Below are 13,386 nucleotides of genomic sequence, written 5' to 3'. Positions count from 1 at the left end.
ACAAATGAGAGTGCTGCTGGTCGAAGACGATCCTACAACATCCAAAAGTATCGAGATGATGCTGACTCACGCCAACCTGAATGTTTACGCCACTGATCTTGGCGAAGAAGGCATCGATCTGGCGAAGCTTTACGATTACGACCTTATTTTGCTGGACCTGGGCTTGCCAGACATGACCGGCCACGAGGTTCTGCGTCAGCTGCGCACCTCACGTATCGACACCCCAATCTTGATCCTGTCGGGTGCGGATGACACTGAAAGCAAGCTGAAAGGCTTTGGCTACGGTGCTGATGATTACCTTACCAAACCGTTCCACCGCGAAGAGTTGGTGGCACGTATTCACGCAATTATCCGTCGATCCAAAGGCCATTCCCAGTCGGTTATTAAGACTGGCCAGATTAACGTAAACCTGGATGCGAAGACCGTCGAGGTCGAAAACAAGCCTGTGCACCTGACCGGCAAAGAATACCAAATGCTGGAGCTGCTGTCCCTGCGCAAGGGCACCACGCTGACCAAAGAGATGTTCCTGAACCACCTGTATGGTGGCATGGACGAGCCTGAACTAAAAATCATCGATGTCTTTATCTGTAAACTTCGCAAGAAGTTGTCTGAGGCGACCGGTGGTGACAATTACATCGAAACCGTTTGGGGCCGTGGCTATGTGCTGCGCGATCCAGAGCCGGTAGCTGGTACAGATGACCCGGTGGCGATGCGCGCTTAGAACGCCTACGACCTCTGGACGTTGACGGTTGTCAGCCCTATTGCTTGGGAGGGTAGTATAGGGAGGCGGCCGTGGCCAAAGAAATAGCTGTCACAGATATGTCTGTAGATCAGGCGCGCGAGGCCCTCGCGCGCCTTTCTGCGTTGCTGGGTCAGGCGAATCGCGATTACCACGGGGCTGATGCGCCCAATATTTCCGACGCGGAATATGATCGCTTGAAACGACGTAACGTGGCGATCGAAGCGCAGTTCCCGGAGTTGAAACGAGACGATAGCCCAACAGAGCAAGTCGGGGCTGCGCCGACGGAGGGTTTTGGTAAAATTGCCCACAAAGTGGCCATGTTGAGCCTTGGCAATGCATTCGAAAATCAGGATGTGGCAGATTTTGATGAACGCATTCGCAAATATCTGGGCATCGGCAGAGAGCCTCTTTCCTTTACAGCGGAGCCAAAGATTGATGGCTTAAGCCTTTCCATCCGTTATGAAAATGGCGAGATGGTTTATGCTGCGACGCGGGGTGATGGCAGTACTGGCGAAGATGTAACAGCCAATGCGCGCACGATCTCCGATATTCCACAGAGCATTACCAATGCGCCTGGCGTACTGGAGGTACGCGGCGAAGTTTACATGAGCCACGCCGATTTTGAGGCGTTGAATGCGCGGATCAGCAAAGAAAATGAAAAGCTTGAAGCGGTGGGCAAGAAACCAAAGACGGTTTTTGCCAACCCGCGCAACGCAGCTGCCGGAAGCTTACGTCAGTTGGATGCGAAGGTCACACAGGAACGCCCGCTGCGCTTCTTTGCTTATGCCTGGGGTGAGCTGTCGGAACCGTTGGCAGAAACGCAGATGGGCGCGATTTCACAGCTGCAAAGCTTTGGGTTTGTCATCAACGATTTGACCAAAGTGTGTGACAGTCCGGAAGCACTGATCTCTCACTACAAGATGATCGAGGAACGTCGGGCAACGCTGGGTTATGACATCGACGGGGTGGTCTACAAAGTTAACGATCTAGCGTTGCAGGAGCGGCTTGGGTTTCGCTCGACGACACCCCGCTGGGCGATTGCACATAAGTTTCCCGCGGAGTTGGCCTGGACTGAATTGGAAGCAATCGACATTCAGGTGGGCCGCACGGGTGCGTTGAGCCCGGTGGCGCGATTGGCGCCGGTCACCGTGGGCGGCGTGGTGGTCAGCAACGCGACACTGCACAACGAGGACTACATCGCCGGACGCGACAGCAAAGGAGCAACTATTCGCGATGGTAAGGACATTCGTGAAGGCGATTGGGTGCAGGTCTATCGCGCCGGGGATGTGATCCCAAAAGTGGCAGATGTAGATCTGAAGAAACGTCCAGACGAGGCTGTGCCGTATGCGTTTCCGGAAAAGTGCCCTGTGTGTGAGTCCGCGGCGGTGCGCGAAGAAGGGGATGCGGTACGCTACTGTACAGGCGGCTTGATTTGTGCGGCGCAGGCGGTGGAAAAGTTGAAGCATTTTGTGGCGCGCAAGGCTTTGGATATCGAAGGACTTGGCGCAAAACAAATTGAAATGTTCTACGAAGACGTTGCTCTGCCGATCAAAACGCCTGCGGATATTTTCACGCTTGCTGAGCGGGACGCGTCCAACCTGATGACCAAGCTGGCCAAACGTAAAGGCTGGCAGGATAAGAGTGTCCGGAATCTATTTGCCGCTATCGAAGGCAAGCGCGAGATCGCCTTTGCGCGACTGTTGTTTGGTTTGGGCATTCGGCATGTCGGGGAAACGGCTGCCAAGGATTTGGCGTTGCATTTCCTGACCTGGGATGCTTTGGCAGGCGCTGCAGAGAAAGCTAGACCGGCCGCGCTGGCGTGGCGATCGGCGGACTTGGCTGAAGACCACGAACGGACGGCAGCGCAGGCTGAGGGGCGTCGCGCCAAAGTCAAAGAGTCGCGAGACGCCGCGATGGCAGCGTATGCGGTGACCGCTGAGTCACAGACCGCTTGGGATGACTTGACGGGGATCGATGGGATTGGCGCGGCTGTTGGGCTCGCGCTAACCGATGCGTTTGCCAATGAGCGTGAGCGTGGTGAGATTGACCGGCTGGTGGACATGTTGACCGTGGTGTCGCCGGATGCGCCAACCCAAGACAGCCCTGTGGCAGGCAAAACGGTGGTGTTTACTGGGTCGCTGGAGAAGATGACGCGGGCGGAAGCCAAGGCGCGGGCGGAGACTTTAGGGGCGAAAGTCTCCGGGTCCGTGAGCAAAAAAACCGACCTGTTGGTGGCTGGTCCAGGCGCAGGCAGCAAGGCCAAGAAAGCGGCGGATTTGGGCATTGAGACCATTGATGAAGATGGCTGGCTGGCGTTGATCGAGGGACTATGAGCGGACGTCCCGAACTTCTGTTTCCGCTGTTTGCGGATGTGACAAGACTGGAGGGTGTTGGGCCAAAGACGGCACAGCATCTGGAGCAGATCGACGTCATTAAGCCGCGTGACCTTTTGTTTTTATTGCCATATTCCGGTATTGATCGCGGCTTGAAGATTTCACTAAATGAGGCTGAACTGCCTGGCGTTGTGACGGTGCAGGTTCTGGTTGGGGAGCATCGTGCACCGCGCAATCGGGGCGGGGCGTATCGGATCACAGTGCAGGACGCGCTGACCTCGTTTCAGCTTGTGTTTTTCCATGCGCGTGGCGAGTACTTGAAGAAAATTCTTCCTGAAGGCGCGCGGCGCGTGGTTTCTGGGAAGGTGGAGGTCTTTGACAACATCGCGCAGATGGTGCACCCGGAGTATGTGGTGGCGCCGGATGAGGCGGAGGAAATCCCAGCGTTTGAACCGGTCTACCCGCTGACCCACGGCGTGACGCAGAAGACCATGGTGAAGGCGGTGCGCTCTGCGCTGGACCGTGCGCCAGAGATGGCGGAGTGGATCGACCCGTCGCAGAAAGATAAGGCGAAGTGGCCTCATTGGCGGGAGGCGATGGAACTGGTTCACCGGCCGGAGGCGATTGAGCAGGTGTCGCCCAATCACCCCGCGCGGGAACGGTTGGCATACGATGAGTTTCTGGCGCATCAATTGACACTGGCGTTGGCGCGCAGTCAGCTGCAACGAGCCAAGGGGGTGATTTCTGATCAGACCGGCCTGTTGCAGGCCAAAGTGCGTGCGGCATTGCCGTACAGCCCGACAGGCGCGCAGGAGCGGGCGGTCGAGGCCATTGCGCGGGACATGGCAACAGACCAGCGGATGAACCGTCTGCTGCAAGGGGACGTGGGAGCGGGCAAAACGCTGGTGGCGTTTATGGCGCTCTTAGTGGCAGTGGAGGCCGGCGGGCAGGGCGTGATGATGGCCCCAACCGAGATTTTGGCGCGGCAACATATGGCGGGGCTTCAGCCTCTGGCAGAAAGCGCTGGGGTTGTGGTTGAGGTGCTGACCGGGCGTGATAAAGGCAAGGAGCGTCGGGCCAAGCTTGAGGCGTTGGCACGGGGCGACATTCACATTCTGGTGGGTACACATGCGGTGTTTCAAGAGGATGTGCATTTTGCGGACCTTCGGCTCGCGATCATCGACGAGCAGCATCGGTTTGGTGTGCGACAGCGGTTAGAGCTGGGCAAGAAAGGTGAGGGCGCGGATGTGCTGGTGATGACAGCGACGCCGATCCCACGCTCGCTGGCTTTGGCGCAATATGGCGACATGGATGTCTCGGTGCTGGACGAAAAGCCGCCCGGGCGGCAGCCGATTGCCACAGCGCTGGTGTCCACGGAACGGCTGGACGAGGTGGTGGAGAAGCTGCGCAAAGCCGTGGCCGATGGCAAACAGGCCTATTGGGTCTGTCCGCTGGTCGAAGAAAGCGAACGGGTGGATTACACGGCAGCGGATGCGCGGTTTAAGGCGCTGCGCAGCGCGCTTGGCGAGGGCGTTTGCGGGCTTGTGCATGGGCAGATGCCACCAGAGGAAAAAGACGCGGCCATGGCGGCGTTTCAGGCCGGTGACACGCAGGTTCTGGTGGCCACCACCGTCATCGAGGTTGGCGTGGATGTGCCCAATGCGACCATCATGGTGATTGAGCGGGCGGAGGCCTTTGGGTTGGCGCAGCTGCACCAGTTGCGGGGGCGTGTTGGTCGTGGCTCACAGGCGTCGACCTGTTTGCTCATGTACCAGGCGCCTCTGACAGAGGGTGGGGAGAAGCGGCTCAAAACCCTGCGTGAGAGCGAAGACGGCTTTGTGATTGCGGAGACTGATCTTGCGATGCGCGGGGCGGGTGATTTGATTGGCACGGCGCAGTCGGGTTTACCGCGGTTCCGGATTGCAGATGTGGAAACGCAAGCGAGCTTAATGGCGGTGGCACAGAGCGATGCCCGCAAACTGCTGCATGACGATCCCACGCTGGAAAGTGAGCGCGGACAAGCGGCACGTGTTCTTTTGTGGCTAATGGAGCAGGATCGGGCGATCCGTTTGATTTCAGTGGGTTAGCCTCTCGCTGGGATTTGAATTCCCTTAATGTTCTCAAATGTTCTCAAAAAGTTCTTTACTCGACTCGCATGGTGTGAGAACAAAGTGGCAACAAAACATTCGGGAAGGAGAGACCAAATGATGCAGCAAATCAAATCCGTTGTTCGCAACTCTGGCGATACGTTGTTGCAGGACGCCATTGGCGGCTTGGTCTTGGTCTTTATGCTGGTGCTTGCGCTGCATGTTCCCGGTTTTGTGTGAACTTGATGTGGTTTTTGTATTTGTACCAGTGTGACGTGGTGAGTCTGATCTAATTCTGCCTGCGAAATTCGTGCCGGTCCGTCCGCGCATCTGTCCCCATTTGATGCGTCTCGACTGACACTGCCTGTTCATAGTCTTCTTGGGGGTCTGCCTCCCCCCAAGTCGGATGGCCCGGGTCCCACACGATACCGCTTGCGCTTGCCGCCGCCTTCCTTTGGGAAGTGCGGCGGTTTTTTTGTGTGGGTGTCATGAGATCAGCCGCGCAGTCTGGCGCGATTTTAGCTGACTTGATTTTGGGATCGGCTTAGGCGCAGTTGGCTTGCTCAGCCACCTCAAAAGCCTCTGCAGTGGCATCCAAAGCCAACATGATAGAGGCATGGCGGTTTTTGTAATCCCGCGCTGGACGTAAAACTTCGAGACCGTCAAATGGCGCCGGCGGGGTGGGGCCGTCTTCCTTCAGCATGGTTTTCAACGCATTGCGCGCGGCTTCGATGCCGTCGCGATTTTGACCAATCACATGAGCCCCAACGACTGAGGCTGCGGCTTGCCCCAAAGCGCAGGCCTTTACGTCCTGTCCAAAGTTGGCGATGCGGCCATTTTCGATTTTGATGTCGACCGTGACAGTGCTGCCGCAGAGTGGGGAGCGTTTTTTGACGCTGGCATCTGGGTTCTCGAGCCGGTCCGTGTTCGGGATCGCAGCCGCCAGTTGCAGGATCTGGCCAGAGTAGAGCTTGATCAGGTCGGTTTCGCCGGACATCGCGGTTTCCTTTTTTACGCCTTTCCTAGATAGAGAGGAAAATTGCGGATGCAAAGGGGACGATGGTATGGGATTTGACCCAAAGGCGCTGAAGTACAATGAAGCTGGACTGGTCCCGGCGATTGCGCAGGACAGTGAGAGCGGCGAAGTGCTGATGATGGCGTGGATGAACGCCGAAGCCGTGGCGAAGACGTTGGAGACCCAAAAGGTCACCTATTGGAGCCGCTCGCGTCAGGCGTTTTGGATCAAAGGTGAGACCTCTGGCCATGTGCAAAAACTGGTCGATTTTCGCTATGACTGCGATCAGGACTGTATTCTGGTGTTGGTTGAACAGACCGGCGCGGCTTGCCACACCAATCGACGTACGTGTTTTTATACAGCGGTGCGGGACGGTGAGACCGTCGAGCTGATGAAGCCGATGGAGGGTTAAAGGCCAGCCATGGCGCGGATGTCAGCGGGCGACGCCCCATCTGCGCGGTACTTTGAAATGGCGCGGGCGTCGTCTCGTTTGGCGAGGCGCTTGCCCGTATCGTCACGGATCAATTTGTGGTGATGATAGTGCGGCGTGCGCAGTCCGAGCAATTTTTGCAACACCACATGGATGGAGGTGGCGCCAAACAGGTCGGCACCTCGTACGACATCGGTGACTCCTGTTGCGGCGTCATCTACCACCACAGATAGATGATAGGATGCGGCCATGTTGGGGCGGGCCAATACGACGTCGCCAATGGTTGAGACCATTGTCTCGACATCTAAAGCATGTTTGCCGTGTTGGTCGGGGCCGCCTTCCTCAAAAGATGCTGGCATTGCGTGTTCACAGGCAGCGCGCATGTTGAGGCGGATGCATTTGGCCTTCGAGAGGGCGTGCCTCGCATTGCAGCAGGTGCCCGGGTAGATACGCCCGTCAGGGCCAAACTCTGGCACACCTTCTTGCGGGGCGTTAGCAGCCGTTTCGATGTCACGGCGGGTACAGGTGCAGGCGTATGTAAGGCCCAACTTTGAAAGCTTCTGCAGCACCTTGTCGTAGTCTGCGAAGTGGTCGGATTGACGGCGGACGGGCGTCTCCCATGTGAGACCTAGCCATGCTAGGTCATCATAGATTTGCTCTTCCCATTGGGCGCGTGCACGAGATTTGTCGAGGTCGTCAATTCGCAAAAGGAAAGTACCACCCGCAGCAGTCGCCATGTCATGCGCCAGCATCGCCGAATAGGCATGGCCCAAATGCAGCGGACCGGTTGGAGAAGGGGCAAATCGGGTGATAAAGGTCACGGTTTCAGTCGCTTATCGAGAGTTCTTCACAAAAAGAGCGGGTCCGTTTGGCCCGCTCCATGGTAGAATATGTGATGTTGCGTGAGCCGTCTAGTCAGGCCTGTACATCGAGCCAGGCCTGCCAATCCGCTTTGGCGCGGTCAGTGTAAGCTTTGTAGCGGTCTTTGCGACCGCGACGGCCGCCTTTGAGTCCTTCCACAGGTTGGAACAGACCAAAGTTAACGTTCATCGGTTGAAAGGTTTTGGCCTCTGCGCCGCCAGTGATGTGGTGCACAAGCGCGCCCATGGCTGTGTTCACAGGCGCAGTGTCTTGCGCTTCTCCAAGAATTTCTGCGGCGGCCAGACGGCCAGCGAGCAGTCCCATGGCGGCGCTTTCGACGTAACCTTCCACACCCGTGACCTGGCCGGCAAAGCGGATATTGGGGCGGGATTTCAGGCGCATCTGGTCGTCCAACAGAGTTGGTGAGTTGATGAACGTGTTGCGGTGGATGCCGCCTAAGCGTGCAAAGGAAGCGTTTTCCAGACCTGGGATCATCTTGAGGACCTCGGTCTGTGCACCGTATTTCATCTTGGTTTGGAAACCGACGATGTTCAACAGTGTGCCCAAAGCATTGTCGCGGCGCAGCTGTACCACGGCATATGGCTTGTCGTCCGGCTTGTGCGCATTGGTCAGCCCCACGGGCTTCATCGGGCCAAACCGCAAAGTTTCGCGTCCGCGCTCAGCCATAACTTCGATGGGCAGACACCCGTCAAAATAACCGGCGGTTTCACCTTCGTGGAACTCGGTTTTGTCTGCTGCTAGAAGCGCGTCGATGAAGGCTTCGTATTGGTCTTTGGTCATCGGGCAGTTGAGGTAGGCTTTTTGCTCTTCCTCGGTCTCACCCTTGTCATAACGGGATTGCAACCAGGCCACGTCCATGTCGATGCTCTCGGCATAAATGATTGGCGCAATGGCATCAAAGAAGGCCAATCGGTCGGCGCCGGTTTCGGCTTGGATTGCTGCGCCAAGCGTGGAGGAAGTCAGCGGTCCGGTGGCGACAATCCAATGACCGTCTGATGGCAGTTCGGAAATTTCGCCGTATTCGATTGAAACATTGGGGTGGTCGTTCAGAGCAGCGGTCACGGATTCTGCAAACGGATCGCGGTCCACTGCGAGAGCGCCACCAGCGGGAAGACGGTGTTTGTCTGCGATGGCCATGATCAATCCGTTGGCGGCGCGCATTTCCCAATGCAACAGACCTACGGCGTTTTGCTCATCATCATCGGAACGGAAAGAGTTGGAACAAACCATCTCTGCCAGATGCCCGGTGCGATGTGCAAAGGTTTCGACCTTGGGCCGCATCTCGTGGATCACCACGTTTACGCCCATGTTTGCGGCCTGCCATGCGGCCTCCGCGCCGGCCATGCCGCCGCCCACGATATGCAATGTTTCTGTCATGAAGGCGGACATAGGGCAGGCATCGGCGTTTGGGAAGGGCTAAGAGCGAAAAGAGGCGCGCGCCCCATAGGTCAGAAGTAAGCAGTACAAAGTGACCTATGAGGCGACATGCAACCCGCGGTTCGGTAACGAGCCGAGCCGCTTAGCGAACTGGTGCCACACAAGCGTGTGGTTTCGGTTGGGTTTGTTGTGCCCAAGTTGAAAAGGATTCGACACAGGTTTGTTGGAAAAACACCGTTATGGGAATGGAAACCGGCTATTGATCCCACTTGGGCGTTTGTTTGTTGAGAAAAGCCTCAATTCCGGCTTCGGTTTGGGCATACAGCATATTTTCAACCATGACGGTGCCAGCATGGGCGTAGGCTTGATCCAGTGGCATCTGCAGTTGTTCATAGAAGGTTTGCTTACCAATTTTCACCGCTGCTGAGAGCTTTTGCGCGATAGTTTCCGCAAGTTGCGTGGTTTCGGCTTGCAAGTTCTCCTCTGGCACCACGCGGTTGATTAGGCCAAGGTTTTCGGCGCGGTTGGCGTTGATGAATTCTCCGGTGGACAGCATCTCAAACGCCTGTTTGCGTGGAATGTTGCGGGTTAAAGCCACCATTGGGGTGGAACAAAACAGGCCGATATTCACACCGTTTACGCCAAAGCGGGTGCCCTCGGCAGCCACGGCAAGGTCGCAGGTGGCGACCAACTGGCAGCCGGCCGCAGTGGCGATACCGTGGACTTGGGCGATCACGGGTTGGGGCAGCTTTTGAATGGTCTGCATCATGGAGGCGCAGCGATTAAACAAATCGGCAAAGTAGGCACGCCCTCCGTCGTCAGATTGGCGACCAGCGGTCATTTGTTTGAGATCGTGTCCGGCGCAGAAGGCCTTGCCGCTGCCTGAAAGCGTGATGGCGCGGATGGAGCTGTCGTCCTTGAGCGCATCAAATTCGTTCTGCAGGGCGGCAAGCATCTCGTCTGAGAGGGCATTTAGCCGCGCAGGCGCGTTCATGGTGAGATGTGCCACCGCATTTGTGTCGCGACGTTCCAAAAGTGTCATCTTGCTCTCCTCCCAAGTTGGCGCGAGGGTAGCGCGGGGAACGACGGAGGAAAAGCATGCAAGCCGTGATGACTGCAGAAGAAATGGGCGCGTGGCTGGAGCAGGTGTTCCCGCAAGTCAAAGATGATTTTGTCGTGGAGCACATCGATGGGGTCAACACGGTGATGCGGATGATGGTGCAGGAGCGCCATTTGCGTCCAGGCGGCACAGTGTCCGGCCCGTCGATGTTTGCGCTGGCGGATGTGTCGGCCTACGTGGCGACCATGGCGTGTATTGGCAAAGAAGCGTTGACCGTCACCACCAATTGCTCCCTGGACTTCATGCGCAAGCCGGAATCGGGCAAGGACCTGATTTCCAAAACGCAGCTGCTGAAATTGGGGCGTACGTTGTCAGTCTCAAACGTGCTGATCTACTCTGAAGGGTCTGAGGCGCCAGTGGCGCGGGCCAATATGACTTACGCGATTCCGCCGCAAAAAAGCTGATTCCAAAGCAAAAAAAAGGGGTCGGGACAAACCCGACCCAGTGGAAGAGGCATCTGACGGGGATCAGAACTGCCACATCTTTTTGCGCGCCTCGGTACGGGCGTCATGCAAGGTCAATCCAACATCTTTCAGCTGCGTTTCGCTGAGCCGTGAGAGCGCGCGGCGTGTGCGTGTGCGCTTTTCCCACTCGGTGACCACCGTCGCAAACGACAGAGCCGCGCGTGCGGCAACCGGAAGTTGTGCATTTGCATTATGGTTTGTCAGGATTTGCAGGTTTGTTGTGGTCATTGTCATGGTCATCTCCAATATTGTATTGATACAATCCTCAAGTTTGTTACAAGTGTGGTGTACGCACGCTGCGATACAATTGCGAGGAAAACATTGTGATTGATACAATATGGCCGCCAAATTTCGATGGATGTACCGATCCCAAGTATATTGTATTGATACAATCTCTTCGAGGTGCCGTGCGAAGTGGTCAGCTACCAGTGGGAGAGAAACTGCCACCTGTGCGGGAGTTGGCTTGGCAGATGGGTATTACTCCAGGTACCGTGGCGCGGGCATACAAACTGGCCGTCGAGGAAGGGCTGTTAGAGACAACGGTCGGGCGCGGCACGTTTGTAGCCGACAGTCGCCCAGAGACTGTGTTGCCTCCGGAACCTCTGATCTCTGTGTCGCAAACGGGAGATTTGGACTTGCGTGCTGTTCGCGTGCCGGACGTTGGTCAGGATCGGGTCATTCGCAATGTAATGACAAGAGTGGCCTCAGAGAGCGGCACCTCTTATTTGGCCTGCGCTTCGTCTGCCACGGACCTGCTTGCGCGGCAGGCGGTGGTGAACTGGATTGGGCCGGACGTTGCCGGGCGGATTGCGGCGGATGATGTGGTTTTGACTTTGGGGGCCCAGAATGCGTGTGTGACGGCGCTGCAATGCTGTTTGCATGGAGCGCATCCAGTCATTTTGACCGAAGCGGTGACGTTTCCCGGTGTGCGCCATGCTGGGCGGTTGTTGCGGGCTGAGGTGATTGGTGTTGAGATGGATGAACACGGCATGCGGCCCGAAAAGCTTGAGGAGGCTCTGCGACGGCACGGTGGGCAGGTGTTGGTGACGTCGGCCCAGGCCCACAGTCCTACGGCCATTCACGTCCCGTTAGAAAGACGTCAGGAAATTGCGGCGCTGGCACGGCGATATAATCTTCAGATAATTGAGGATGACTGCCATGCTTTGGGGCCGGCGGACACGCCATCTTATCGCGCGTTATGCCCAGATCGTGCGTGGTATATTGGGTCGTTGACCAAGTCGGTGTCGGCTGCCTTGCGTTTTGGCTATTTGGTGGCACCGGATGGGAACGCGCAAACCGCGCGGCATGTGGCGCAGTCGATGTTTTATGGGTTGCCACAGCCCATGCTCGACATGTGTGCAGAGCTTATCCAAAGCGGACAAGCCCAGAAAGTCCGAGACTCGATTGTCCAGTTTACCCAAAGGCGGGTTCAATTGGCTGTGAATGTGTTGGGCAGTTGGGATATCCGTTGGCGGCCCTTTGTGCCGTTTATTTGGCTCAAACTTCCCCAGGGGTGGCGCGGATCAACATTTGTGCGAGTTTGCGACGCGGAAGGCATTCGTATTAAATCCGCGGATGAATATGTATTGGCTGATGGACAGGCGCCCAATGCGGTGCGCATTGCACTGGCACCGGACGTGCCGGAAGCGGAATTACGTCTGGCGTTGGAAACCATGTCAGAATTGCTGGCAAAACCATTGCAGCATGCCCCGGTTTAGTGGGGTAATATGATACCTAATTTGTAACATGCTGAAAAGGCTCGCTTATTTTGAGATTTGTGCGCTTGACGTGGCGCGGCGGTGCTTTATAAACCGGCCATCGTATTTTGATGCGTCGGGCAACCGATGTATCTGTCAACCAATCGTGGAAGACCTAACATGAAAACCTTCTCTGCTACTCCGGCAGACATCGAGAAGAAATGGATCATCATCGACGCCGAAGGCGTGGTGCTGGGCCGTCTCGCGTCGATCATCGCCATGCGCCTGCGCGGCAAGCACAAGGCGTCCTTTACTCCGAACATGGACATGGGTGACAACGTCATCGTGATCAACGCGGATAAAATCCAACTGACCGGCAAAAAGCGCGCGGACAAAACCTACTACTGGCACACTGGCCACCCGGGCGGCATCAAATCCCGCACCGCAGGTCAGATCCTGGAAGGTGAGCACCCAGAGCGCATTGTGACCAAAGCGGTTCAGCGTATGCTGCCAGGCAACCGCCTGTCCCGCAAGGTCATGACCAACCTGCGCGTATATGCTGGTGCTGAGCACCCGCATGAAGCACAGGCCCCAGAAGTGCTGGACGTGAAGTCCATGAACAGCAAAAACACCCGGAGCTAATCAATGGCTGATCAAATCAACTCGCTTGAAGAGCTGAACGCCGTTGCCGGTGAAGAAGCTGTTGTAGAAGTTGCGGCACCGCGTGAGCCGGTACGTGACGAGCTGGGTCGTTCTTATGCGACTGGTAAACGTAAAGACGCTGTTGCCCGCGTTTGGATCAAGCCGGGTTCCGGCAAGGTCATCGTGAACGGCAAAGACCAAGACGTGTATTTTGCGCGTCCGGTTCTGCAGCTGATCCTGCGTCAGCCGATGCAGGTTGCCGGCGTTGAAGGTGAATTCGACGTTTATGCCACCGTCAAAGGCGGCGGTCTGACCGGTCAAGCTGGTGCGGTTAAGCACGGGATTTCCAAAGCTCTGCAGCTTTATGAACCCTCCCTGCGTGGCGCCCTGAAAGCTGCTGGCTTCCTGACCCGCGACAGCCGTGTTGTGGAACGTAAGAAATACGGTAAGCGCAAAGCGCGTCGTTCGTTCCAGTTCTCCAAGCGTTAATCGCTGGACAACAAGACTTTTGGGAGAGGCCGCTCTTTTGGAGCGGCCTTTTTCTTTGCGCTGAAGCGACGCAAATTTCCGATATTGACGAATTTTCAGACTGCTCAG

Annotated in this window: 14 protein-coding genes; 9 read left to right on the top strand and 5 right to left on the bottom strand. The window is 56.6% G+C overall.

The genetic code is table 11. The features are described from left to right. The first annotated feature begins 4 nt into the window (after positions 1-4). From ctrA to QZ517_RS03815, 4 genes are all read left to right on the top strand, one after another. Entirely contained in the window at positions 5-721 is a 717-nt protein-coding gene (gene ctrA, locus QZ517_RS03830) for a response regulator transcription factor CtrA (RefSeq protein ID WP_294222371.1), read from the top strand. A 98-nt stretch (positions 722-819) separates the two neighbouring features. Next, a complete protein-coding gene (gene ligA / locus QZ517_RS03825) occupies positions 820-3,075 on the top strand; it encodes an NAD-dependent DNA ligase LigA (protein WP_294222472.1) in 2,256 nt (751 codons plus the stop codon). Continuing rightward, the gene (recG, locus tag QZ517_RS03820; RefSeq protein ID WP_294222366.1) at positions 3,072-5,162 is read left to right on the top strand and encodes an ATP-dependent DNA helicase RecG; all 2,091 of its coding nucleotides are present in this window, start codon (positions 3,072-3,074) and stop codon (positions 5,160-5,162) included. Before ligA ends, recG begins: the two co-directional genes overlap by 4 nt. Positions 5,163-5,279: 117 nt before the next feature. Continuing rightward, positions 5,280-5,402, top strand: a complete 123-nt coding sequence (locus QZ517_RS03815) for a hypothetical protein (RefSeq protein ID WP_294222363.1) — start codon at positions 5,280-5,282, stop codon at positions 5,400-5,402. A gap of 304 nt (positions 5,403-5,706) precedes the next feature. On the opposite strand, the gene QZ517_RS03810 is transcribed toward QZ517_RS03815, so the two are convergent. Next, positions 5,707-6,159: an iron-sulfur cluster assembly scaffold protein gene (locus tag QZ517_RS03810; RefSeq protein ID WP_294222361.1), complete on the bottom strand. Its 453-nt coding sequence runs from the start codon at positions 6,157-6,159 to the stop codon at positions 5,707-5,709. 67 nt (positions 6,160-6,226) lie between these two features. Here QZ517_RS03810 and hisI point away from each other — a divergent pair, with 67 nt between their 5' ends. Next, the gene (hisI, locus tag QZ517_RS03805; protein WP_294222358.1) at positions 6,227-6,589 is read left to right on the top strand and encodes a phosphoribosyl-AMP cyclohydrolase; all 363 of its coding nucleotides are present in this window, start codon (positions 6,227-6,229) and stop codon (positions 6,587-6,589) included. On the opposite strand, the gene gluQRS is transcribed toward hisI, so the two are convergent. The 3 genes from gluQRS to QZ517_RS03790 all read right to left on the bottom strand — a co-directional run bounded on the left by gluQRS (position 6,586) and on the right by QZ517_RS03790 (position 9,908). Beyond that, the gene (gene gluQRS, locus QZ517_RS03800; protein ID WP_294222355.1) at positions 6,586-7,428 is read right to left on the bottom strand and encodes a tRNA glutamyl-Q(34) synthetase GluQRS; all 843 of its coding nucleotides are present in this window, start codon (positions 7,426-7,428) and stop codon (positions 6,586-6,588) included. The genes hisI and gluQRS overlap by 4 nt on opposite strands. 94 nt (positions 7,429-7,522) lie before the next feature. Next, positions 7,523-8,866, bottom strand: coding sequence for a methylenetetrahydrofolate--tRNA-(uracil(54)-C(5))-methyltransferase (FADH(2)-oxidizing) TrmFO (gene trmFO / locus QZ517_RS03795; RefSeq protein ID WP_294222352.1), 1,344 nt, complete (start codon positions 8,864-8,866; stop codon positions 7,523-7,525). 256 nt (positions 8,867-9,122) lie between these two features. Beyond that, the gene (locus tag QZ517_RS03790) at positions 9,123-9,908 is read right to left on the bottom strand and encodes an enoyl-CoA hydratase (protein ID WP_294222350.1); all 786 of its coding nucleotides are present in this window, start codon (positions 9,906-9,908) and stop codon (positions 9,123-9,125) included. Positions 9,909-9,964: 56 nt separating this feature from the next. On the opposite strand from QZ517_RS03790, the gene QZ517_RS03785 reads away from it, so the two are divergent. After that, positions 9,965-10,390, top strand: coding sequence for a PaaI family thioesterase (locus tag QZ517_RS03785; RefSeq protein ID WP_294222347.1), 426 nt, complete (start codon positions 9,965-9,967; stop codon positions 10,388-10,390). Between the two features lie 63 nt (positions 10,391-10,453). Here QZ517_RS03785 and QZ517_RS03780 read toward each other — a convergent pair whose 3' ends face one another. After that, positions 10,454-10,684, bottom strand: coding sequence for a DUF1127 domain-containing protein (locus QZ517_RS03780; protein ID WP_294222344.1), 231 nt, complete (start codon positions 10,682-10,684; stop codon positions 10,454-10,456). Between the two features lie 89 nt (positions 10,685-10,773). Here QZ517_RS03780 and QZ517_RS03775 point away from each other — a divergent pair, with 89 nt between their 5' ends. The 3 genes from QZ517_RS03775 to rpsI all read left to right on the top strand — a co-directional run bounded on the left by QZ517_RS03775 (position 10,774) and on the right by rpsI (position 13,278). Then, positions 10,774-12,168, top strand: a complete 1,395-nt coding sequence (locus tag QZ517_RS03775) for a PLP-dependent aminotransferase family protein (protein ID WP_294222339.1) — start codon at positions 10,774-10,776, stop codon at positions 12,166-12,168. A 159-nt stretch (positions 12,169-12,327) separates the two neighbouring features. After that, positions 12,328-12,789 (top strand): 50S ribosomal protein L13, encoded by a 462-nt coding sequence (rplM, locus tag QZ517_RS03770; protein ID WP_294222335.1) that lies wholly within the window; start codon positions 12,328-12,330, stop codon positions 12,787-12,789. A gap of 3 nt (positions 12,790-12,792) precedes the next feature. Then, a complete protein-coding gene (gene rpsI, locus QZ517_RS03765; protein ID WP_093320630.1) occupies positions 12,793-13,278 on the top strand; it encodes a 30S ribosomal protein S9 in 486 nt (161 codons plus the stop codon). Positions 13,279-13,386 lie beyond the last annotated feature (108 nt).

This window comes from uncultured Shimia sp., from assembly GCF_913054185.1.
GTDB lineage: Bacteria > Pseudomonadota > Alphaproteobacteria > Rhodobacterales > Rhodobacteraceae > Shimia.
This window is presented reverse-complemented; position numbering and strand designations above follow the sequence as displayed.

Bases quoted from the DNA above. Each gene is read 5' to 3' on its own strand.
- ctrA (WP_294222371.1), top strand. From the start codon at position 5: ATGAGAGTGCTGCTGGTCGAAGACGATCCTACAACATCCAAAAGTATC.
- ligA (WP_294222472.1), top strand. From the start codon at position 820: ATGTCTGTAGATCAGGCGCGCGAGGCCCTCGCGCGCCTTTCTGCGTTG.
- recG (WP_294222366.1), top strand. From the start codon at position 3,072: ATGAGCGGACGTCCCGAACTTCTGTTTCCGCTGTTTGCGGATGTGACA.
- QZ517_RS03815 (WP_294222363.1), top strand. From the start codon at position 5,280: ATGATGCAGCAAATCAAATCCGTTGTTCGCAACTCTGGCGATACGTTG.
- QZ517_RS03810 (WP_294222361.1), bottom strand. From the start codon at position 6,159: ATGTCCGGCGAAACCGACCTGATCAAGCTCTACTCTGGCCAGATCCTG.
- hisI (WP_294222358.1), top strand. From the start codon at position 6,227: ATGGGATTTGACCCAAAGGCGCTGAAGTACAATGAAGCTGGACTGGTC.
- trmFO (WP_294222352.1), bottom strand. From the start codon at position 8,866: ATGACAGAAACATTGCATATCGTGGGCGGCGGCATGGCCGGCGCGGAG.
- QZ517_RS03790 (WP_294222350.1), bottom strand. From the start codon at position 9,908: ATGACACTTTTGGAACGTCGCGACACAAATGCGGTGGCACATCTCACC.
- QZ517_RS03785 (WP_294222347.1), top strand. From the start codon at position 9,965: ATGCAAGCCGTGATGACTGCAGAAGAAATGGGCGCGTGGCTGGAGCAG.
- QZ517_RS03780 (WP_294222344.1), bottom strand. From the start codon at position 10,684: ATGACAATGACCACAACAAACCTGCAAATCCTGACAAACCATAATGCA.
- rplM (WP_294222335.1), top strand. From the start codon at position 12,328: ATGAAAACCTTCTCTGCTACTCCGGCAGACATCGAGAAGAAATGGATC.
- rpsI (WP_093320630.1), top strand. From the start codon at position 12,793: ATGGCTGATCAAATCAACTCGCTTGAAGAGCTGAACGCCGTTGCCGGT.